The sequence below is a fragment of the Streptomyces sp. NBC_01314 genome (assembly GCF_041435215.1).
Lineage (GTDB): Bacteria > Actinomycetota > Actinomycetes > Streptomycetales > Streptomycetaceae > Streptomyces.
Genome location: NZ_CP108394.1, coordinates 5,280,819 through 5,302,531, shown reverse-complemented (window position 1 = coordinate 5,302,531; position 21,713 = coordinate 5,280,819). Strand labels below are relative to the sequence as shown.

Here is a 21,713-nt window from a genome sequence, read left to right as displayed (position 1 = left end):
CTCGGAGCGGAGGGGAGGCGCCGGTTGCGGTGCGGGCGCCTGGTACTCCTGCTGGGCCGCCCATCGCCCCTGTTGTCGGCGGGATACACGGTTCGACACGGCGGTCGCCGTTCCGGCGCATCACCGCACCGGGGCGGCCGCACGTCCTGCGCGGTTCACCCGTCGGACGCACACGGGTCGCGTGTTCGGCATCGCAGGGATCTTCTGGTGTCCATGGCCCACACAGGCGACGAGCCGCTCTCGAACCGGGAACGCGGCGAACTGGATGAACTGCGGCACCGAGTGGGTGCGCTGGAGAGTGGCGCGCGCCCGCGGGCGGCACGGCATCACCCCTTCCGGTCCACGGGCTCCGTCCTGCTGATCCTCCTCGCGGCCCTGCTGTCGCTGCTGTCCGTCGTCGCGGTCTGGGCGAACAGCATCGTGCGGGACACGGACCGCTACGTCGCCACGGTGGGGCCGCTGGCGTCCGATCCGGATGTGCAGAAGGCGGTCACCAACAGGGTCACCAACGTGGTGCTGGCGCAGATCGATGTGGACGCGCTGGTCAAACAGTTGCAGGACGCCGTGTCGGAGCAGGGCGTCCCGCCGAAGGCGGCCCAGCTGGTCGGTAACCTGGACGGGCCGATCACGAGCGGCCTGAAGCAGCTGATCAGCGGCACCGTGGAGCGGGTGGTCACCAGCAGTGCCTTCGAGACGGTCTGGGTGGAGGGTAACCGCAAGGTGCACTCGGCCGTCGACAAGGCCCTGACGGGCGAAGCCGACAGCGCGGTCTCGCTGGAGAACGACCAGGTGGCCATCGACGTGGCACCGATCGTGGCCGACGTCAAGAAGCGGTTGGTCAGCGCCGGCCTCGGAGTGGCCGCGAACATCCCGGATGTCCACACCGACTTCGTGGTGGTCCAGTCGAAGGACATCGGCAAGATCAAGACCTATATGAGGGTCCTGGAGATCATGGGCAGCTGGCTGCCCGTCATCGCCCTGCTGGTGGCCGCCGCGGGGGTGTACACCGCGTTCAACCGCCGGCACGCGTTGATCGGGGCCGCGTCGGCGGTGTTCGTGGCCATGCTGTTCCTCGGGATCACCCTCACCGTCTTCCGTGACGTCTACCTCGACCACCTTCCCTCCGGCGCGTCCCCGGCCGCCGCCGGAGCGGTGTACGACGCGCTGATCAAGTTCCTGCGCGCCGGTGTACGGGCGCTCGGTGCCGTCGCCCTCATCACCGCCGTCGGCGCTTTCCTCAGTGGCCCGTCCCGGATCGCCGTCTACGTCCGCAAGGGCTGCGGCAGGAGCATCGGCGCCCTGCGCGACGTCGCGGTCTCCGGAGGGCTTCGGCTCGGGGCGGTCGGGCGGTTCGTGCACCGCTTCAAGCGCTGGATCGGGTCCGCGATCCTGGTGGTCGCCGCGATCATCCTGTTCACCTGGAACTACCCGACCACGATGGTCGTGGTGTGGACCACGGTCATCGTGCTGGTGGGCTTCGCGATCCGCGAATTCCTGGACACCGGATCCGCCCCGGCCGCCACCGAATCCCGGGCCACCACCGCTCCCTGAGGTATCGCCACGCGCCGTCGCGACGGCCAGGACCCCCAGGGCTGGGCGGCCAGGACCCCCAGGGCTGGGCGGCCAGGACCCCCAGGGCTGGGCCAGACATCCCGCCCACAGGATGCCGGAGGCCGCGTACAGGGCGAGGACGGCCGGCGGCGCGATCAGCGGCGGACCCCCCACCCCGAGGGCACGACCCCCCCCGAACCCCTGCGGTGTGCCCCACGGCCCACCACACCCGGACGGCGGTGAGCGCCAGGCCGGCGATGCCGACCGGCGCCCACAGCACGCTCCGCGGACCGGCGGTGATGAGCGGCACCCTTCCGCCTCTCACCCTGAACACCTCTCTTCCGCCGCGCACCCTGACCGCTGTGCGCTCATGCGGGCCCGCGCGGATACGAGACCCTTTGCGGCGGGTGCTCCTCGGACACCGGACGTTCCTCGGACAGGTCGAAGAGGTTGTCGCGCCGGACCACGCACAGGGCCCAGATGATGAAGCCCGAGATCGTGATCATCACGACCGACCACATCGGGTAGTACGGCAGGGAGAGGAAGTTGGCGATGATGACGAGTCCGGCGATGGCCACGCCGACGACGCGCGCCCACACCGAGACCTTGAGCAGCCCGATGCCGGCGATCACGGCGACCGCGCCCAGCGCGAGGTGGATCCACCCCCAGCCGGTCAGGTCGAACTCGAACACGTACTGGCGCGTCGTGACGAAGATGTCGTCCTCGGCGATGGCCATGATGCCCCGGAAGATGTCGAGCAGGCCGACGAGGAAGAGCATCACTGCCGCGAAGGCGGTCAGGCCGGTCGCCCATTCCTGCTTCGCCGTGTGGGCCGGCTCGGTGTGTGTCGCGGTCATCTCGCGCCTCGATTCGTGTTGTCCGGATGCTCAGAGACCTGGGGTGCGGGCGGTGGAGCCGACGTGCTCCGCCGGGCCGTGGCCGGTCAGGACCAGTTCCTTGGCCCTGCGGAACTCCTCGTCCGTGATGTCGCCGCGGGCGCGGATCTCGGACAGCTCGGCGAGCTCGTCGATGCTGCTGGGCCGGCCCGTGGCGCCCGCGGCCTCCCTGATGCGGGCATCGAAGGCTTCCTGCTGTGCTCGGGCCTGGGATATTTCCCGACGGCCCATGTTCTTGCCGCGGGCGACCACGTAGACGAAGACGCCCAGGAAGGGCAGCAGGACGGTGAACGCCAGCCAGCCGGCCTTCGCCCAGCCGCTCAGGTCGTCGTCACGGAAGATGTCGACGACGACGCGGAAGAGCAGGACGAACCACATGATCCACAGGAAGAACAAGAGCATGCTCCAGAAGACGCTCAGCAGGGGATAGTCGTACGCGAGGTACGTCTGCGCGCTCATGTCTCTCCTCCGTCCCGGGCGCTCGCCCGGCCGCCGTTGCGTGCGGTCTTCAGCGTGGGTACGGCCGGGGCCGCAGGGCCTCACCCGGCGCGGGTGAGCGTGCGGGCGGCCCGGTACCCGTCGGACGCGCTGCGCGGCAGGATCAGGATTCGGCCCGCTCACGGCGGAGGCGCGGAGGCTGTCCGGTACCAGTGGGAGGAGGCGACGTACTCGCCGAGGGCGAGGCCCGAGACCGCCACCAGGAACACGGCGATCAACCAGGACAGGAACGTGAAGACGGGCCCCAGCGGTCCGAACTCCTGGAGGCTGCGCTCCATGGCCGTGGGCACGAAAAGACCGGCGGCCCAGCTCAGTACGACCGTGCCCGTGCCCGCCAGCAGCGCTCCCGGGAGCAGGTTGCGCCAGCCGATCCTGCCGCCCAGCAGCAGATGCTGGGTCCACCACCACAGCAGCGTCGAGGACAGGAGTGACAGAACCCATCCGGTCACCGCGCCGACTCCCAGTCCGCTGCGCAGCGGTGCCTGGACCAGGAGGACGCCCAGCCAGACGAGCAGCCAGAGCAGCCAGCGCCAGACAGCGGCCCGCACCGGTGTGCGGGGCAGGTGCCAGCACCGCTCGCAGACCGCCTGGAGCGCCCGGCTGAACGCCGTGGCGGACACCAGGGTCACCACCACGCCCACAGCTCCGGCGGCGTCCCGGGGGGTGCCGGTGGCGGTGAAGGTACGGCGTACCTCGTCGAGCGTGTCGCCCCGCACCCCCAGAACCGCACGGATGGAGTCGGCCAGCAGCTCCTGCACACCTTCGGGGGCGAACGCCGCGACGGTCATCAGCAGCGGGAGAGCGGTGATGAAGGCCTGCGCGGCCAGCCTCACGGAGCCTTCCACGACGTTGAGTGCCGACAGGCGGGGAAGCAGCCGGGCCACCGGACCGGACCGCAGGCGTGCGAGGACCCGCTCCACCGCAGTGTGCCTGTGGGACGCGCGGGCGGTACTGGGTTTCCTGGCCATGGCTCACGGGGCCGCCGCCCGCTCCTCACGCCCGGCCGCCGGACGCGCGGTGGTCGCGAGGACCGCCACCAGGAGCAGGACGACACAGAGGACGAGCGCGTCAGCCCCCACCGAGGGAGGGTTCCGGAGCACCGGCGCCAGGGCTCCCGCCGCTATGACACCAGTGGTCGTCCACTTCCGATGGCCGTACGGCCACCGCCCCGTGGCGCCGGTGCGCACCCCCACGCGATCAAGCGCCCAACCGGTGGTCGTCGTGCCCCGTTCCGCTGTCGTGCGGGCGGCGCGCGCGGGATTTCCGGGACCGTGCGGATACGCGACCACTGCGGTGATCACCGAGACGACCAGCAGGGTGCGCGTGCTGTCGCGCAGGGACCGGACGAACGTGTCGTGGATCGCCGCGGCCGCGTCGGTGGGCAGCGCCGTGGGCGGGACCGAGTCCAGACAGACCCGTCGGACCATGACCAGCACGACGTCGGCCGGGTTCATGGGTGCTCCTTTCCGTGGGTGCGCCGCCCGGCTGCACCGTTCGCCGCCCGGGTCGGCCGGGGACGGAGGCGACCGCCCGGGTCGGCCGGGGACGGAGGCGACCGCACGGGTCCGGGTGCGCCCGCAGGAGTGGCGGGTGCGGTGTCAGACCGTCCCGGCGGGGGCCCGCGGCCACCCGGTGCGCCCCGTCACTCCGGCAGCTGCCGCATCTCCACGACACTCAGTCCCAGTGACTGGCAGCGTGCCAGCAGCCCGTACAGGTGCGCCTCGTCGACGACGGGGCCGAACAGGACGGTCTGGCCGGACATCACCACGTGGCCCAGCTCCGGGAAGGCTTTGGCCAGCGTCTCCGACAGGTGTCCCTCGACTCGGATCTCGTAGCGCACGAGCTGTCCTCCCACGGACTCCCTGGGACAGGCGGACGGCACCATTCCCTGCGATCGTCCGCCTGCGTGCCGCTTCGGGCCTCACCCGGTACAGGTGACCCGCGGCCCGGCGACGGGCCCCTCGGAGCAAAGCGTTTTCAGTGGGTGGGCTCGGTCGAGGCGACTTGGCTCCCCGCGCGTCCTGCCCGGAACGCCTCTACGGTTGAGGCAGAGCGTGGCGCCCGCGGATCGCCCGCGGATGCCTGTTCCGTCCGTCTCCGCCGCACCCCATCTCGGCGCTGTCAGCGCCTCAAGGAGGCAATTCCGCATGTCCACTGCATCCGACACCCCTGTCCTGGACACCCTCGCCGCCATGACCGCCGACTCTCTTGAGCGCTGCGGTCTGCCCCCGGACACCCTCATCCTCACTCGCATTGCCGCGCTCGCGGCCTCGGACGCGCCCCCCATCTCCTACGTTGCCCACATCGACCCCGCCCTCCGAGCCAACCTGACCGCCGCCCAGCTGCAGGATGTCCTGGTCGCCATCGCCCCCATCGTGGGCACAGCACGTGTGATGACGGCGGCGGGCAACATCGCCGAGGCGCTGGGCATCGCGATCGCGGTCGCCGACGCCGAGGCCCGGGGCTGAGAAGAGACACTCGCTTGTTCTGGACGCCGCGCTCCAGCACGTAGCAGGCCGTGGCGGAACAGGAGCAGACAGAGCGGGAGGGTCGTCCCCAGGGCTTCCATGGCTCGCAGCTCGGGCCGTGTGGACAGGGGCGAAGGCGTCGAGGGACGGTTATTGGCGCCGGCACATCCACCACCACACCCGCCACCGCGTCGGGCGACTACGTCGACGTCCGCCGACTTGTGTCGACGTAGTCGCCGACGGCCTTGATGGAGGCGGTTGTCGTGGTGCCCGTGAAGGCATAGCGCCAGTAGCCGTCGGCGGAAGCGGTGACCGTGGTCCTCAGGGTGCCGGTGCGGCTGGTGCTGATGGTCTTGACCGTGGTGTAGGTGCTGGTGCCCGCTTTGCGGAACTGCAGCTTCACCGCCTGGCCGGCGTAGCCGTGATAAGCGTTGTCGTCCCAGTTGGCTCGGCTGAGCTTGCCGGTGACGGTGAGGGTTCTGCCCTTGGCAATCGGTTCGGGCGAGGCATCGGTCGTGAGCTTGGCGTATCGCCTGACGTAGAACTTGTCCTTGTTGTTCCGCGTCACGACGTCGTGGTCCTTGGAGCTGACCTCCAGGTACGTGTTCCAGGCCCCTGCCTGAGCGTTTTCCAGCCCGACGCGGCCCGCTGCGGACCCTGGGTCCATGACGAAGCTCAGCGAGCAGATGGCGGTCGTGGCGTTGACGGGCTTGCAGCCCAGGTTCTTGTGGTAGCCGAAACCCGTGGCAGTGGCTGTGCTCCAGATGTCGGCGTAGGCCGCGTTGAGGCCGGAGCTGTCCTTGGCGGTGACCGCCACGACGACAGTCTTCGTCTGCGTGGTGCCGACCACTACGGACTTGCCGCCGTTGACCGACACGTTCGTGATCTTCAGATCCCCGTCCCCGTCCCCGGGCGCGGCCCCGGCGACCGGAGCGGTCAGAGCCGAGAGCACCACTGCACACGGCACCAGGACGCCGACGGCGAACTTGCGCATGAAACCCCCACAGGTCAGACCCCGCACCAGCTCAGGACAGCGGGGTGAACGGGGGTGCGGATTGTAGACGTAGGCGGGGACCGGGGCGCATCCGAGGGGCAACCACCCCGCGGCCGTTGCCGAGCAGTGCCGCAGCACACTTCGCCGAGACCACAACAACCCCCAGCCGGCCTCCTCGCGCCGCCGTTCGTCGAGGCGTACGGCGGTGGCGTACGGCGGTGGCGTGCGGCCTGCCGACGCCCGGCGGCTCGTACCGCCCGCCGTTACCGCGTACTCGACCGGGTGCGCACGAACAGAACACTGGTGAGGGTGCCGAGGAGCACGATGGCGGCGTTCACCGCGATCGCGACCTTCAGACCGCCGAGGACGGCCGGGGATCCGGCACCGGTCATGGCGGCGGTGACGACGGCGCTCATGAGCGGCGTGCCCATGGTGATGCCGACCTGCTGGGTCATGGTGGCGAGGCCGGTGGCCAGACCCTGTTCGTGATCGGCGAGGCCCGAGGTGGCGGTGACCATGAAGCCCACGATGACGAGCATGTTGCCTACCCCGCCGACGAAGGTGCCGATCAGCAGCAGCCACATCCATGAGCGGTCGTCGCCGAGGCCGAGCAGCGCGGCCGTGAAGACGGTCTGCAGAATGCCGCCGGTGATCAGCGTCGACCTGCTGCCGATCCGCCCGATGACCTTCGGGGCGATCGTGCCGCCGACGACCGTGCCGACGCCCAGCACGCCGAAGGACAGGCCGGCGGCGAGCGGCGAGAAGCCGAGCACTTCCTGGAGGTAGAGGGTCAGCAGGAAGACCAGGGAGGTCTCGGTGAGGAACGCGATCAGTCCGGCGATGTTTCCCCAGGCCACCGACCGTTTGCCGAGCACTCCGAGCGGTACGAGCGGCGCGGACACCTTGCGCTCGACGGCGTAGAACACCAGCAACAGGGCCGCACCCACGGTCAGCGACAACAGGGCCTCGGCCGAGCCCCACCCCTTCTCGCCCGCCTGGGTGAGCCCGAAGACGATGGCCAGCAGACCGAGCGTGACGCTGACGGCGCCGGGCAGGTCCAGCTTGGGGCGCTCGTCGGGGCGGGACTCCTTGATGACCGTCGGGGCGATGACGAGCACGGCGAGGGCGACGGGCACATTGATGAAGAACGCCCAGCGCCACGACAGCAGGTCGGTCAGCAGGCCGCCGAGGACGGCGCCGGTGGTGAAGCCGGCCGACATCAGCGCCCCGTTGAGGCCGAGCGCCTTCTCGCGCAGCGGGCCCTCCGGGAACGAGGTCGTCAGGAGCGACAGTCCGGCGGGGGTGACGGCGGCGGTGGCCAGGCCCTGGAGGACGCGGGCCGCGATCAGTACCTCGGGGTTCTGCGCCAGGCCGCCCACGAGCGAGGCCGCGCCCAGGACGAGGAGGCCGCCGAGGAACAGCCGGCGGCGGCCGAACAGGTCTGCGACGCGGCCGAACAGCAGGGTGAAGCCCGCGGCGCACAGCGCGAACGATGTGGCGATCCACTGCAGATGTGACAGCGAGAAGCCCAGTCCCTCACCGATCACCGGCAGCGCCACGTTCAGGATGGAGAAGTCCACGGCCAGCATGAACTGGGCCGCGAGCAACAGCACCAGCATCAAGCGGAGCCGGGGGGTGAGCGCCGCCGGGGCCGTGCCGGCGGCGGTGCCGGAGACGGTGCGGGCCGCCTCCGAATCAGTGACAGACATGACGTCGAGTCCCTTTCCTCACGTTTCCTGACATCCGGCGCGCGCTCGGTCGCGTCACGCGCGGTTACGGAAGAAGAGGCTCGTCGACACCCGGAATCCCAGCCAGCACCCTGTCTCGCACAGTCGGTGTGAGGGTAGTCAGCACATGACCACCCTTACCGCCTCCGGCCTTCGGGGCGGGCGGGCATCATGGGAAGTCGGTGGCCACGGCCTGTCGCACACCGCCGACCTGGAGGCATGGATGGACGCCCGGTCCGAGCTGGGAGACTTCCTCAAGTCGCGTCGCGCCGCACTGCGCCCCGAGGACGTCGGCATCACCCCGCACCCGACCCGCCGCCGCGTCAGCGGTTTGCGCCGTGAGGAGTTGGCGGTGCTGGCCGGGGTCAGCATCACCCACTACACCCGTCTCGAACAGAGCCGTGCCACCAACGCCTCCGACGGTGTGCTGGAGGCGATAGCGCGTACGCTGCGCCTCTCCGACGACGAGACGGCCCATCTGAAGGACCTCGCCCGCCCCGCTGCCGCTTCGTCCCGGCCGACTCCGCCCCGGGTGGCCCACGCCGGCGCCTCGGCCCGGCAGTTGCTGGCGGCCATGAGCGACGTGCCGGCCCTGGTCCTGAACCGGCACAACGACGTCCTCGCCTGGAACCGTATGGGGCACGCGCTGCTCGCCGGACATCTGGCGCCCGAGAGCCCCGACACCCCGGCCACCCGCCCCAACCTGACCCGGATGCTCTTTCTGGACGAGCAGTACCGGGAGCTGTTCACGAACTGGAACGAGGAGGCCCAACTCGGCGTGGCCTCCCTGCGCCTGGTCGCCGGCCGCTACCACCATGACCGCGCCCTCGCCGAGCTCGTCGGCCAACTCGCTCTGAACAGCGCAGAGTTCGCCTCTTGCTGGGCCCGCCACCCGGTGCGCACCTGCACCTCCGGGGTGAAGCACCTGCGTCATCCGCTGGTCGGGGCGATGGACCTCAGCTTCGAGAACCTCGTCATACCCGGCGCCTCTGGCCAGCGCCTCATCGCCTACACGGCCGAGCCCGACTCGCCGTCGGATGCCGCTCTGCGGCTCCTCGGCAGCGTGACGGCCCCGGTGGCACAGGACCCGACGGCGGTACGGCGCTGACGTTTACGCATACCAGCGCACGTGCGCGGTTCCAGCCCCACCGGCGCTGAGTCGATCCTGCCGTAGTGGTGGAACGGGTAGGCGGGTGTCGCCTTGTGGGGAAGGCCCTCGCGGTCGCCCGGTTCGGCGCCTACGCCTGGCGATACCGGGCGAGGAGGGTTCTACGGTCTTGCCACCGACCGCGTGGGGGGTCACGGCGGTGGCGCAGGCGAGGCGGTTGACCACAGGCCGGCCCGAAGCCGCCGGTGCCGCCGTTCAGGTCAGGGATGCGCATGCGTGGCGCCTGCGGGTTGCAGTCGTGCACGGGGCCACCTTGATGCTGCCCGGGTGCGCGGTCAGGTCCAGGGTGCAGGTGCGCCGCCACCGTCATGCAGGGCGTTGGCGACGAGCTCCGAACGATCAGGACCCCACGGTGTCGGCCGCCTCGACCGCAGTCGCCGGTACGAGACCTTCGAGGAAGTGCCGAGCGCTGCCGCGCCCGCCCGCGACGGATGTAGCGGAGAGCGGGCGGTTGTGACGTTGCCGCTCATCGTGTCCATCAGGTCACCCTGGTCTCTCTCGTCGTCCGCGCCCAGTCCTCCATCGCCGTTCGAGGGGGGATTACCTCACCGTCGAACGCGCGAAAATCTATGGTGGCTGAAGTAGACATTGGATGGTCCCATGGTTATGGTTTCTCTCGTAGCCCAGAGAGACAGAAGGGCCCGGCAGACACGAACTGCCGGGCAGTAGTGCGCAGTTGCAGTTCGCAGGACGGTGCGGTGGTGGAGTTCCGAAGCCAGGGTTGTCGCAGGACGGCGACGGGGCTGACGACCGGACCGGGTGGCCCGCAGTGATCAGGGGCCGCCATGAGCAGTACCGCAGTGGCAGTACCCGTAAGTGAAGGTTCGCAGTACCCAGCAGTGAAATCAGTGGGCAGTACCTCGGTGAAGGCGTCGGCTGCGGGCGCGCGCACCGGGAGGTTCGGCAGTGGGGTTCCAAGCCAGAGCGGACGCAGGACGGGCGACGGGGCTGGCTGCCGAAGAGTGGCGCTTCGCGAGGCCACCAGCAGTGCGCAGTACCAGCAGTGCAAGCAGTACGCAGTTCCCCTAGCAGTACGCAGTTCCCGTTTGGCAAGTGATTGGTTCAGAGGGAAGAACGGAGGAGCCGAGCGCCATCAGGATCGCCCGGGCGGACGTCTTGAGCCCGGGTACCGCAGGACATCGATAGTGAGGTGGTCTCCGGTCGAGCAACCGCGATCCCCGCGCCCCCGACAGCGTCTCGGTCGGGTCGGCGGGCACATAAGGCCGGCGCAGCACTGGGGCCGGCAGATGGTGTAGCAGTTCCTTCGGGGCCCGGGTGCCGTACGGCACCCGGGCCCCTCGACGCGTTCCACAGAGAGGTGAGATGACAGCAGACGATTCCTTCGGCCGTCTCGACGACGACGATTACCCCGCCTACACCATGGGTCGAGCTGCCGAGATGCTCGGCACCACCCCCAGCTTCCTCCGCGCCCTCGGCGAAGCCCGCCTCATCGCCCCGCTCCGCTCCGAGGGCGGACATCGCCGCTACTCCCGCTACCAGTTGCGGATCGCCGCACGCGCCCGGGAACTCGTCGACCACGGGACCCCCATCGAGGCCGCCTGCCGCATCATCATCCTCGAAGACCAGCTCGAAGAAGCCCAGCGCATCAACGCCGAATACCGTCGCGCCGCCTCCCGGCACACGGCCGGCATCTGACCCGCAGCCCGCAGCGACGGGCCAGGCCGTACCTGATCCGCCGATTTCAGAATACGAGCGCATGATCGCCGAAGACACTCAGCCGCCGGAACACGGGCGCGATCCCCAGCCCCACCCCGGCACCACTCCCGACGCCCTGCGCACCCCCGCGTTCGATGCGCCTGTCGGCCCAACCGGCCGGCTGGCTGCCGCCGTCGGCCTGGAAGGCGGGGTGGAGCGCGCGGCGGCTGCGCTGAAGCCGAGGATGCGCGGCTGGCTGCACGCCGGCGTGTTCCCCCTGTCTCTGGTCGGAGGCATCGTCCTGATCGCCGTCTCGCGTTCGGCGGCGGCAGTGGCGGCCTGCTCGGTGTACGCGCTGTCGGCCTGTCTGCTGTTCGGCACCAGCGGGGTCTACCACCGCGGAACGTGGGGTCCGCGCGGGGAGGCGGTCCTGCGGCGGCTGGACCACGCGAACATCTTCCTGATCATCGCCGGCACCTACACCCCGCTGGCGGTACTGCTGCTGCCCGCGGGGCAGCAGCGGGTGCTGCTGGCCGTGATGTGGGCGGGTGCCCTGGCCGGCATCGCCTTCCGCATCCTGTGGATCGGGGCTCCCCGGTGGCTGTACACCCCGTGCTACCTCGCGCTGGGCTGGGTCGCCGTCTTCAACCTGCCCGACTTCGCACGCGCCGGCGGCACCGCGGTCGTCGTACTCGTCATCGCCGGCGGTCTGCTCTACACCGCGGGCGCCGTCGTCTACGGACTCAAGCGCCCCGACCCCTCACCGGCCTGGTTCGGCTTCCACGAGGTCTTCCACGCCCTCACCATCGCCGCCTTCACCGCGCACTACACGGCCATCCTCCTGGCAGCCACATGACCGTGTGCGGAGGCAGGCCCAAGTCTCCGTCACAGACCCACGGGCCCGACCCGTTCCTCACGTCACTGGCGGACCTCGAACGGTTCGACGACCATGAAGTCCTGCCCGGCCACGGCTACCGACCGCGGCCTGACGGCCAGGCCAGGGCATGTCTCATCCGCCGCCACCGCCTTTTCCGCACCCAGGAGATCGCCGCGCGTCTGTCCGCTTGACCGCCATCACATCGGGTTCCCGCCGCCTCGGTTCGGTGCGTCGTGACGGCCTCGCCCCCGATTCCGCCATCGGCTCGGCGCCACGAGGGAGCGCTTCCCGGGCTGGAGGCGCGGCCCGCTCGACCGGGCGAGGGCTGCCGCCCGCGGTATTTGCGACCTTGGGCGCGAAACCCCAGGTCGGCGGCAGGCTTCAGCGAGGGAGCCGGTGCATCGTCGCGCTCAGTCGAGGGTGGCGAGGTGATCGGCGTCGCCGCCTCGCCACTCGACGAGGAAGATGGTCGCGTCGTCGGTCGTGGTGCCGCCGCGTTCGTGTTTCAGGGCGTGGGAGAGCGCTCGCACCACCGCCCGTACCTCCGTGCGGTCGCGGAGGATCCGGTTGGTCCATTCGACGAGCTGTTCCTCTCCGAACTGTTCCCCGCCGGTGTGGTGCTCCTCGATGAGGCCGTCGGTGAAGCACAGCAACCGGTCGCCGCGTCGCAGCATCCGCTCGCTGACCACCGGCTCCTCACCGCCGAGGCCGACCGGCAACGTGGTCGGGCTCTCCAGCCGGTCCACCACGGCGCGGTCCCGGATCAGGAACGGGGCCGGATGCCCGGCGTTGACCCACTGCAGTCGGCCCGTGGCGATATCGAGGATCATCATCTGCGCGGTGACGAAGTGGTCGGGGCCGAACTGCTCGTTGATGGCCCTGTCCATGAACGCGTACACCTGGGACAGATCGGTATGGGCCCGTCGCGTGTGGCGATAGGCGCCGATGGCCACCGTTGCCATGGTCGCCGCGTCGAGCCCATGGCCCATCGCGTCGATCATGGCCATGTGCAGGATGTCGCCGTTGAGGGCGTAGTCGAAGCTGTCGCCGGCCACGTCGTAGGCGGGCTCCAGGATCCCGGCCACCTCGACCTGCGGAATCGTCATCGACAGTGGGGGCAGCAACGACCACTGGATCTCCGCGGCCACGCTCATCGGGGCGCTGCGGCGGGCCTGGAAGAACTGGTCGGTGTAGGCGTCCTTGGTGACGATCATGTCCGCGACCAGACCGCCGAGTCTGCGGAGCAGCCGCCGGTCGTCGTCATCGACGCGGTCCAGGGTGACGGCCATCACCCCGATCTGGTCGCTTCCGTCCAGCAGCGGCAGGTACATCCGCACACTGCCGTCCCTCGGCACCTCCACCGTTCTGCGGCCAAGGAACGCCTCGCCGGCGGGGGAGCCGTCGACCGGCTCGGGGCCGCCGACCTTCAGCCGTCGGCCCGGCAGCGGCACCAGCAGCACCTGCTCGTAGTCCTGCAGGAGGATGGAGACCTCCCGCCCCCCGACCCTGGCCACCTCTTCCGCGACGAGCGGGGCGATCAACTCGGGCGGCATCTCGTGGGCGCGGTCCAGCAGCACACCCAGCAGCCGTTCGCCGAATCCCTCCGACCGGTCCACCCCGACCCTGTCCGGCCTACGCCCACGGTCCGTCATCGCTGTCTGCGTCCCTTCGTCCCCTGGCATGGGGAACCCATCGGGGTGGCTTCGTCCACGCGGTGTTCGCCAGGCGGCCCGGTGCCCAGGCCTCGTCCCACCGCAGCCGGTGCGGTGCGGTGCCGGGAACGGCGCCGACACCGGCGCCGTTCCCGGCACACCGACCACGTATCCGGATGCGGTGTCCGACGCGACGCACACCCCCGTCCCTCTCGGACCCACCAGCAGACAACTGCGATCAGCGTGGGGCGACGCACTCGACCGCCACAGGCTCGCACCGCCGACCGGTCCCACGAGCCGATTACGCCATGGGCAGCATGTCGCCCCCAAATGCCGTTTCGCACAGGGGAGATTGGGGCGACGGGAGACAGGGGGAGGCCGGGCCGGTCAGCGGGCCGGGTCGGGCTACCGGTCTTGATCCAAGGGGCCGACGGTGGCCATCACCGGCTGGTCGGTAGCGGTGTGGGTAGACCGCTACCGGAGTGCCGATCCTGGGCCCCTTCGGCTCCACGACGTCGTGGTCGCGCCACTCCGGACATCGGTGGAACGATCACGCCGTGCTATGGGCCGGCCGCGTCCGCCGTGCTTCAACGACCCCGGCGTATACACACCGGGGTCGCCCTTCCGGGCCGGTCGCACATGAGAGTGTGCCGACCCGCTTTCATGCTATGCCTGGTGCACGTTTCGGGCATCCGGTGTTTCGCGGTTCTCGCGGCACACTGAACACATCACGGTCTCCACCACGGCCGTTCCTGGACGGCCGTGCGAGGATTCCTGCTTCGCTCGTCCATGCCGCCGGAGCGCGCCCGCGGTGGATTCCCCTTGGCGCGGGCGGCGCGCCGTGACGGCCTTGCCCGGACGGGAGCAGTCGCCGCTCGGTGACGGAGGCACACCGTCCGCCGTGGACGCGTTACGCCTGCGTCGGCCGGACCGCGGCATGCCGGACAACTTCCGCTTCTACGACCTCCGGCACACCGGCAACACCTTGGCCGCCGACACCGGCGCCAAGCTGAAGGACCTGATGGTCCGCGCCGGCCAGTTCTCGGAGCGGGCCCAGCTGATCTATCAGCACTCGACGGCGAAACACCAGCGGAGGCTGGCGCAGGGGATCGACGCTGAGGTACTGATGACGGTCGGCTCGTCTTCATCGACAAAGACGAGCCGTCCCTGATCCAGGTCACCATCCCCGAGAGCGGGGTGACCGACGGGCTGACGGTCGGTGCTCCCGTCTCGCTGCCGGGCCGGGGCTGATCGCCCGGCCGTGGGAGAGCGTGTGCAACGGCCATCCGCGGCACGGCATCGCCTACCGGGTCACCGTCGTGGCTCCGGGTGCCTGCGCGAAGGCACAGGCGGGCGATCGCCGTGACCGACCTGGTGAACGGGAGACCGCCGCCGGGCTCGATGACCTGGGCGGGCCGAGCGTGCGAAGCACCACGAATGGAGCGGGTGACGAGAATCGAACTCGCACTCTCAGCTTGGGAAGCGACGGCGCTTGGGCGGTCAGAGGTCTCTTCCCTTGCGTCTCGTGTCAAGACGTTCGCATGCGGGCGGCGAGCAGGGTGACGTCGTCCTCGGCGGGTCCGTGGACCAGGCGCGCGAGGAGGGTGTCGAGCATGCCTTCCAGCGGGCCGTCCACGCTGAGGTTGAGGCTGGTCAGGCGCCGCAGCGAGGCGTCGATGTCCATCCGGCGCTGCTCGATCAGACCGTCGGTGTACAGCAGGAGTACGTCTCCGGGTGGCAGGGGCACGGTCAACGCCTCATGCCCTCCCAGATCGGTCCCCAAGGGCGGGCCCGCCGGGACCGGTATCAGATCGGTACGGCCCTGTCGGCGCAACAGCACCGGCGGAGGGTGGCCCGCACTGGAGATCGTGCACATGCCGGAGCCGGGATCGACGAGAGCCAGCAGACAGGTGGCGACCCGGTCGACGCCGATGTTCGCCACCCGGTGGTCGGCCTCCTCCAGGATTCGCGAGACCGGGGCGCCGGAGACGGCGAGGGTGCGCAACAGCGAGCGGTAGTGGCTCATGGCGACGGCCGCTGTGAAGCCGTGGCCCATCACATCACCCATGACCTGGAGGGTGTGCCCCGACGGCAGGGCGATCGAGTCGCACCAGTCCCCGCCGACGAGTGCGTGCCGCCCCGCAGGCAGGTACCGGCAGGCGACCTCGATGTTCGGATGAGGGCTGCCGGGTTCCGACAGCAGTGCGCGCTGCAACTCCAGGGCCATTGCGTGCTCGAAGGAGTACTGCCGGGCGTTGTCGATGGCGACGGCGGCCCGGGCGGCGAGATCCTGCGCCACGATCACATCCTCGTCCGTGAACGGTGCCGAGTCCCCGGCCCTGGACAGGTAGAGGACGCCGACCGGATGCCCCTTGGTCGGCAGCGGCACCATGAGAAGGGAGTGGATCTCCGCGGCGCGGATCCCTTCCACGTTGGACTGGGTCCGCACCATCCTCAGCAACACGTCGTCCGTGACGAGGTTCCCCACCCACGGGCGACCGGTGTCCAGGCACTTCCGAGTCCGTGAGTCACGGGGGACGTCGAAGTAGTCCCCAGCCCTGCCCATCAGCCCGAGGCGGTGTACGACGCCCGGGCCTCCCGCAGAGGCGGTGATGCGCAGTCGTACGACACCCGGAGCCGGGGGCGGGGCGTCCAGGGACTCCTCCTCCAGCGTGCACACGCACGCCGTGTCGGCCAGGCTCGGCACGACGAAATCAGCCAACTCGGTACAGGTCTCCTCGACACAGAGCGTGGTGCCGATCCGTGTGGCAGCCGTGTCCAGCAGCGCCAGTCGCTGATGAGCCTGCTCCAGATCGTCCATGTACTGGCGCAGCCCGCTCACCTCCACCGCGACGCCGCACAGGCCGAGCACTTGCCCGTCGTCCTCCAGTCGGTGGTAGACCGCGCTCCACTGTCTGTGCCGGAACGGCGAACTGACCAGTGTCATCCCCGTGACGGACAGCTCGCGGGGCCGTCCGTCGTCCAGGACCATGTGCAGGATCTCCTCTGAGCGGTGGATGCCCGGCAGCACTTCGGCCATGGTCCGGCCGTGGAACGCCGAGGGAGGCACCCCGCTCATCCGTGCCATGGCGGCGTTGACGTACCGGTAGCGCAGTTGGTTGTCCAGAACCGCCACCGCGGCAGGCGTACCGTCCAGGACGTTGCGCATGATCCGGTACTCGCGGGCCTGTTCCACCACATCACCGGGCGCATCTGCCACGGCGGACAGCAGCACGTCCTCAGGGCCTGCGAAGAGCCACTTGAGCGGAAGCCGGTCGAAGCCCACGCCGGACCCTCCTCACGTGCCCCTGACGAGGTCATGCCTTGCTTCAGTTTCGCTCAGGCGACCATGCGCCGCATCCGCAGGCCGGCTCACCGAGGGATGTCGGTCTGGGGAAGACTTCTGTGTCGGGGAGGCCGGGGAGCTGGACAGCGGGGTGGTGTCCGAGCATCGGGGCCCGCATGGTTGCCGGCCGTTTCGTGGCCGGCCGCAGTTCGTTCTTTCTGCAGTCGGGTCAGTCCTACGGTGCAGAAGGGCACGCACATGCGGATCGAGATCGGTGTTCCGGCGGACCAAAGCGGCGCGGTACTCCTCGACCTGCACCGATGGCTGCGGCAGGACGACGACGTCCGACGTCACGCGCAGGTACGGCTGGCGCCTCCTGCGCACCCGAGCGGGACCATGGACGCGGTCGAGGTCATCGACCTGGTGCTGGGCCAGACGTTCGCGGCGCTGAATCTCGCACTTGCGTATGCCACATGGCGCGCTGCCCGCCCTGCGGCTCCCGCGGTGACCGTCTCGAGCGCCGGAGTCTCTGTCACGGTGCGGGACGGGTCGGAAGAATCGATCCGCAGAATCGTGGAAATGCTGGACTCTCTGCCGCGCGGCGGGCCCGGGGAGCCAGGTGCTCCTGGAGCCGGGTGATGACAGGTCTGCCCGACCCGACCAGGTCCCGTGCGGTGTTGATCGGAGTGCGGAGCTACCTGTTTCTCGCCGACCTGCCGGCCGTGCGCAACAACGTCGAGCGGCTTGCCTCGCTGTTCACGGATCCCAGGGTGTGGGGGCTGCCCGCCAGTCACTGTGTGGCTCTGCACGATCCCCAGTCCGGGCAGGAGGTCCTGGACGCCGTCCATGAGGCCGCGGCTCGGGCAGAGGACGCCCTTGTCGTCTACTTCGCAGGCCATGGGCTGCTGTCGCCGAACGCCGACCTGTATCTGGCCCTTCCCGGATCGGATCCCCGAAGGCTGTACCGGTCCGTCGACTACGACTTGCTCCGCCACGAGATCGTGGACGACTTCGCCGCGGACCCGTGCGACTTCGCCCAGGCGTCCGCCCGTACGACGCCGCGCGGTCCCGTCTGCCGGCCACCGTCGCGACGCCGGACCGGCGCCGGGCCTATGCCGGGCCGACGCTTACCGGTCCGCCGACTGCCGTCGCCGCAGAGGGCGCCGTAAGCTCGGTGGGGGATGCCGTGCAGCCGTACCAGTGCGGAGAGACCTTCCATGACCGACCAGCACACCGTCGCATTCGATTCCGGTGCCGATCCGTTCACCGCCCGGGTCGGGGGAAAATGCGCCGGTCTGCTGGCGATGACCGGCCGCGGGGTACCGGTGCCGCCCGGGTTCGCGGTGACCACTGATGCCTTCGACACCCTTCTCGACGGCGGCGGCCTTCGCGCGGAGATCGACTCCGTCCTCGCCGGGCTCGACCTCTCCGACACGGCCGACACCGAGAGGCGTGCCGCTGAGGTCCGCGGACTGATCACCGACCGGCCCGTGCCGACCCCGGTCGCGACGGCCGTCATCGCGGCCTACCGGGTCCTCGGGGCGGAGGGGGACGTCCCGGTGGCCGTACGGTCGAGCGCCGAGATGGAGGACCTGCCGACCGTCAGCTTCGCCGGGCAGTACGACACGTACCTGGGGGTCCGCGGGTCCGACGCCGTTGTCGACGCCGTACACCGCTGCTGGACGAGTCTGTGGACGGCGCGGGCGATCACCTACCGCGCCGCGGGCGGGGTGCCCGAGCGGGGGCTGAGTATGGCGGTGGGTGTGCAGAGAATGGTCGACGCCCGCACGGCCGGTGTGGCTCTGACCCTCAACCCGGCCGACGGTGACCCGTCGAAGATCGTCATCGACGCTGCCTGGGGACTCGGCGAACCGGTGATGTCAGGCGAGCTGACCCCCGACAACTACGTCGTGGACAAGGTGCTGCTCCTCCCCGTGAAGACGACCCTGTCGCCGAAGCACCACGAACTGCTCCTCGCTCCGGACGGGCACGGCCTCATACGACGGGCGGTCGAGGAAGCCCGCCGGGGGAGGGCATGCCTGGGGCCCGCCGAGCTCACCGCGGTCGCCGCGCTGGCCAAGAGCGTCGAGCGCCACTACGGCTACCCGCAGGACATCGAGTGGGCCATCGCCGTTGACGCGGCCCCGCTCCCGGACGGCGGTCCCCGAGTGCTGCTGCTCCAGACGCGGCCCGAGACGTTCTGGAGTCGCAGACCACGCGCGAGAGCCGAGGTGGTGCCCGGGGCGGGCGTCTCCAGCATCGCCGACACCATGCTCGGACTCGGGACCCTCCCGACCTGAGCGACCCGAGCCCCGGGCCCGGCCACCACGGGCCCGATGAAGGGACCTCGTATGGCGATCCAGCAGCACGCGCCGTCCCGACAGCGCACGAGCTTCCCCAGCCCCTACGAGCAGCCCGCGCCCGAGGGGGCCGAGGACTGGCGGAGTCTGTACCCGTACAACGTGCTCTTCCAGCCCGAGCGGCGTGCCCTGGAGGAGGCGAAGTTCTGGTTCTGCGACAGCCAGCACTGGCCGACGGTGATCAAACCGTTCGAGACGATCGGCCCCGAACTGTCCACGAAGTGCCTGGGCCAGTTCAACACCCGGTACTTCCTCGTGCCGCCCGCCAACGGCCTTGAATGCCGCATCCACCAAGGTTACGTCTACCACAACCCGGTCACGGTGGAGCGGGACGAGGCGGCGGCGAGGGTACCGGAGTTCCTCCGGCGCGCCGGGTACTACTTCGAACACTGGGACGCGCTGCTGGACAACTGGAAGCGCAAGGTCCTCGCCACGATCCAGGAGCTGGAGGCGCTCCGGTTCACCGAACTGCCCGACGCCCAGCCGTACGAGGAGATCGAACGCGGCACCGGCCTGGACGCGACCGACGCCCTGCTCGGCGGATACGACAGGCTCCTGGCGCTGTGCCACCGGGCCTGGCAGCACCACTTCGAGTTCCTCAACCTCGGCTACGCGGCCTACCTGGACCTCTTCCAGGCGTGCGGGCAGTGGTTCCCCGGCATCCCCGACCAGGCCGTCGCGATCATGGTCCAAGGCGTGGACATGGAACTGTTCCGCCCGGACGACGAATTGAAACGACTTGCGAAACTCGCCGTCGAACTGGACCTGGACCACCTGCTGACCGGCCCTGTCCCCGGCCCCGGACAGGAGACCCTCGACACGGTCGCGTCGGCGCCGAGGGGCCGGGACTGGCTGGATGCCTGGAAGACGGCCCGCGACCCGTGGTTCAACTTCACCTCCGGCAACGGCTTCTACGCGGACGACCGGTACTGGCGGGACGAACCCGCGCTGCCCCTCGGCTACATCCGCGACTACGTCCTGAGGCTGCGCCGGGGCGAGAACGTCGACCGCCGCGTGACCGAACTCGTCGCGGAACGAGACCGGATCACCGGCGAGTACGCCGCCCTGCTCGACCCCGCCCAGCGCACCGACTTCGAGGCCAAACTGCGGCTCGCCCGACGGGTCTACCCGTATGTGGAGAACCACAACTTCTACATCGAGCACTGGTCCATGGGCGTCTTCTGGCGCAAGACCCGCCAGTTGTCGGCACTCCTGCACCGGGCGGGCTTCTGGCCCGGCGAGAACGACATGCTGTACCTCACGCGCGACGAGGCCCGCGGCGCGTTGTTCGACTTCGCGTCCGGCTGGGCGCGGGGCTGCGCGCCCATCGGCCCCGACCACTGGCCGCCCGAGGTGGAACGGAGGCGGCGGATCGTGCGCGCCCTCGCGTCCCGGCGTCCGGAACCAGCGCTGAACCGGCCGCCCGCCGCCGTCACGGAACCGTTCAGCATCATGCTGTGGGGCATCACCAGCGAACGTGTCCGGTCCTGGCTGACCGCCCCCCACACCACCGGCGACCTGATCGGCCTGGCCGCCTCACCCGGACGCGCGGAGGGCCCGGCCCGGATCGTCCACAGCCCCGCCGAGCTGGACCTCGTACGGGACGGGGAGATCCTCGTCGCGCCGGTCACCGCGCCCAGCTGGGCCCCCGTGTTCGGCCGGATACGGGCCACGGTGACCGACATAGGCGGGGTGATGTCGCACGCCGCCATCGTCTGCCGCGAGTACTCCCTGCCCGCTGTGACGGGGACCGGGTCGGCGTCCACCCGTATCAGGACGGGGCAACGGATCCGGGTCGACGGCACGGCCGGCACCGTCACCCTCCTCGACTGAGCGCGCGCACCGAAAGGAGACCGGCATGCCCCCCACACCGCTTCCCGCCCTCCACCTCGCCCCGTCGCTGATCCCCCCGGCGGACGAGGTGCCCGCGCTGGTGCGCCTGACCGGGACCGAACGGGAGATCTGGGACCGGGCCCTGCCGTATCTCGACGTGCGGGACAACGCCACGCACTCGCTCCACGCCTACGGCCTCGCGGGCGCGCTGCTGACCGCGGTGCCGCAGGCCCACGCCGACGTGGTGCTCCCCGCGATCCTGCTGCACGACACCGGCTGGAAGACCGTCGACCCGGCACGCATCCTGCCCGCCATCGCCCCCGGTTCCCACGACCCCGAGACGGTCCGCAGACACGAGACCGAGGGCGCCGTCATCGCCCACCGCATCCTCACCGACCTCGGGTACCCGCCGGACGTCACCGCGCGGATCACGGAGATCGTCGACGGCCACGACACCCGGCGGCACGCCCTCAACGCCGACGACGCGGTGGTCAAGGACGCCGATAAGCTGTGGCGGCTCACCCCGCACGGGCTGCGGACTGTCGGCTCCTGGTTCTGCCTCGACGCAGAGCAGACGCTGCGACTGGTTCTGTCCGTCACCTACGACCGGCTCCTCACCGAGACGGGCCGCGCGATCGGCCGGGCGCTGGCCGCCTGCGCAGGACTCGACCACAGCTCGGAGCGTCCGGGGCCCGGAGACCGAGCCTCATCGTCGAGCAATGGCCATACAGGTTGATTGTGGACATC

Annotated in this window: 19 protein-coding genes and 3 pseudogenes; 12 read left to right on the top strand and 10 right to left on the bottom strand. The window is 70.1% G+C overall.

The annotated features are described in order from the left end of the window. Positions 1–3: 3 nt before the first annotated feature. Positions 4–99 (bottom strand): annotated as a pseudogene (locus OG622_RS23225) (SHOCT domain-containing protein); the annotation flags it as partial. 114 nt (positions 100–213) lie between these two features. Here OG622_RS23225 and OG622_RS23220 point away from each other — a divergent pair. Next, complete coding sequence (locus tag OG622_RS23220) at positions 214–1,551, top strand: hypothetical protein (RefSeq protein WP_371578552.1); 1,338 nt, start codon at positions 214–216, stop codon at positions 1,549–1,551. Between the two features lie 368 nt (positions 1,552–1,919). Here the strand turns inward: OG622_RS23220 and OG622_RS23215 are convergent, their stop codons facing one another. The 5 genes from OG622_RS23215 to OG622_RS23195 form a co-directional block, all read right to left on the bottom strand. Beyond that, positions 1,920–2,408, bottom strand: coding sequence for a hypothetical protein (locus tag OG622_RS23215; RefSeq protein ID WP_371578551.1), 489 nt, complete (start codon positions 2,406–2,408; stop codon positions 1,920–1,922). A 30-nt stretch (positions 2,409–2,438) separates the two neighbouring features. Then, entirely contained in the window at positions 2,439–2,906 is a 468-nt protein-coding gene (locus OG622_RS23210) for an SHOCT domain-containing protein (protein WP_371578550.1), read from the bottom strand. Between the two features lie 158 nt (positions 2,907–3,064). Continuing rightward, positions 3,065–3,865, bottom strand: coding sequence for a YhjD/YihY/BrkB family envelope integrity protein (locus OG622_RS23205; protein ID WP_371578549.1), 801 nt, complete (start codon positions 3,863–3,865; stop codon positions 3,065–3,067). Positions 3,866–3,916: 51 nt separating this feature from the next. Then, on the bottom strand, positions 3,917–4,399 hold the full coding sequence (locus OG622_RS23200) for a hypothetical protein (protein ID WP_371578548.1): 483 nt from the start codon (positions 4,397–4,399) through the stop codon (positions 3,917–3,919). Positions 4,400–4,587: 188 nt separating this feature from the next. Further along, positions 4,588–4,785, bottom strand: a complete 198-nt coding sequence (locus tag OG622_RS23195) for a hypothetical protein (protein WP_371584184.1) — start codon at positions 4,783–4,785, stop codon at positions 4,588–4,590. A gap of 307 nt (positions 4,786–5,092) precedes the next feature. Here OG622_RS23195 and OG622_RS23190 point away from each other — a divergent pair, with 307 nt between their 5' ends. Next, positions 5,093–5,413 carry a carboxymuconolactone decarboxylase family protein gene (locus tag OG622_RS23190; RefSeq protein WP_371578547.1) on the top strand — a complete coding sequence of 107 codons (321 nt, stop codon included), beginning with the start codon at positions 5,093–5,095 and terminating at the stop codon, positions 5,411–5,413. Between the two features lie 199 nt (positions 5,414–5,612). On the opposite strand, the gene OG622_RS23185 is transcribed toward OG622_RS23190, so the two are convergent. Beyond that, entirely contained in the window at positions 5,613–6,407 is a 795-nt protein-coding gene (locus tag OG622_RS23185; RefSeq protein WP_371578546.1) for a calcium-binding protein, read from the bottom strand. A gap of 263 nt (positions 6,408–6,670) precedes the next feature. Then, positions 6,671–8,116 (bottom strand): MFS transporter, encoded by a 1,446-nt coding sequence (locus OG622_RS23180; protein ID WP_371578545.1) that lies wholly within the window; start codon positions 8,114–8,116, stop codon positions 6,671–6,673. 241 nt (positions 8,117–8,357) lie between these two features. On the opposite strand from OG622_RS23180, the gene OG622_RS23175 reads away from it, so the two are divergent. From OG622_RS23175 to OG622_RS23165, 3 genes are all read left to right on the top strand, one after another. After that, positions 8,358–9,242: a helix-turn-helix transcriptional regulator gene (locus OG622_RS23175; protein ID WP_371584183.1), complete on the top strand. Its 885-nt coding sequence runs from the start codon at positions 8,358–8,360 to the stop codon at positions 9,240–9,242. Between the two features lie 1,383 nt (positions 9,243–10,625). Beyond that, positions 10,626–10,958, top strand: coding sequence for a helix-turn-helix domain-containing protein (locus OG622_RS23170; RefSeq protein ID WP_371578544.1), 333 nt, complete (start codon positions 10,626–10,628; stop codon positions 10,956–10,958). Between the two features lie 61 nt (positions 10,959–11,019). Further along, positions 11,020–11,814: a hemolysin III family protein gene (locus OG622_RS23165; protein WP_371578543.1), complete on the top strand. Its 795-nt coding sequence runs from the start codon at positions 11,020–11,022 to the stop codon at positions 11,812–11,814. A 431-nt stretch (positions 11,815–12,245) separates the two neighbouring features. Here OG622_RS23165 and OG622_RS23160 read toward each other — a convergent pair whose 3' ends face one another. Continuing rightward, positions 12,246–13,487: a PP2C family protein-serine/threonine phosphatase gene (locus OG622_RS23160; RefSeq protein ID WP_371578542.1), complete on the bottom strand. Its 1,242-nt coding sequence runs from the start codon at positions 13,485–13,487 to the stop codon at positions 12,246–12,248. Between the two features lie 928 nt (positions 13,488–14,415). On the opposite strand from OG622_RS23160, the pseudogene OG622_RS23155 reads away from it, so the two are divergent. Both OG622_RS23155 and OG622_RS23150 read left to right on the top strand, forming a co-directional pair. Next, positions 14,416–14,610, top strand: a pseudogene (locus tag OG622_RS23155) (site-specific integrase); the annotation flags it as partial. Continuing rightward, positions 14,596–14,842 (top strand): annotated as a pseudogene (locus OG622_RS23150) (hypothetical protein); the annotation flags it as partial. The pseudogenes OG622_RS23155 and OG622_RS23150, both read left to right, overlap by 15 nt. 173 nt (positions 14,843–15,015) lie before the next feature. Here the strand turns inward: OG622_RS23150 and OG622_RS23145 are convergent. Beyond that, the gene (locus OG622_RS23145; protein ID WP_371578541.1) at positions 15,016–16,773 is read right to left on the bottom strand and encodes a SpoIIE family protein phosphatase; all 1,758 of its coding nucleotides are present in this window, start codon (positions 16,771–16,773) and stop codon (positions 15,016–15,018) included. A 258-nt stretch (positions 16,774–17,031) separates the two neighbouring features. On the opposite strand from OG622_RS23145, the gene OG622_RS23140 reads away from it, so the two are divergent. From OG622_RS23140 to OG622_RS23120, 5 genes are read left to right on the top strand one after another with little or no spacing between them, the layout of a single operon-like run. Continuing rightward, on the top strand, positions 17,032–17,412 hold the full coding sequence (locus OG622_RS23140) for a hypothetical protein (RefSeq protein ID WP_371578540.1): 381 nt from the start codon (positions 17,032–17,034) through the stop codon (positions 17,410–17,412). Beyond that, a complete protein-coding gene (locus tag OG622_RS23135) occupies positions 17,412–17,942 on the top strand; it encodes a caspase family protein (protein ID WP_371578539.1) in 531 nt (176 codons plus the stop codon). Before OG622_RS23140 ends, OG622_RS23135 begins: the two co-directional genes overlap by 1 nt. A gap of 48 nt (positions 17,943–17,990) precedes the next feature. Beyond that, positions 17,991–19,073, top strand: a complete 1,083-nt coding sequence (locus OG622_RS23130) for a PEP/pyruvate-binding domain-containing protein (protein WP_371578538.1) — start codon at positions 17,991–17,993, stop codon at positions 19,071–19,073. A 51-nt stretch (positions 19,074–19,124) separates the two neighbouring features. Next, complete coding sequence (locus OG622_RS23125; RefSeq protein WP_371578537.1) at positions 19,125–20,966, top strand: PEP-utilizing enzyme; 1,842 nt, start codon at positions 19,125–19,127, stop codon at positions 20,964–20,966. Between the two features lie 25 nt (positions 20,967–20,991). Beyond that, complete coding sequence (locus OG622_RS23120) at positions 20,992–21,702, top strand: HD domain-containing protein (RefSeq protein WP_371578536.1); 711 nt, start codon at positions 20,992–20,994, stop codon at positions 21,700–21,702. Positions 21,703–21,713: the final 11 nt, after the last annotated feature.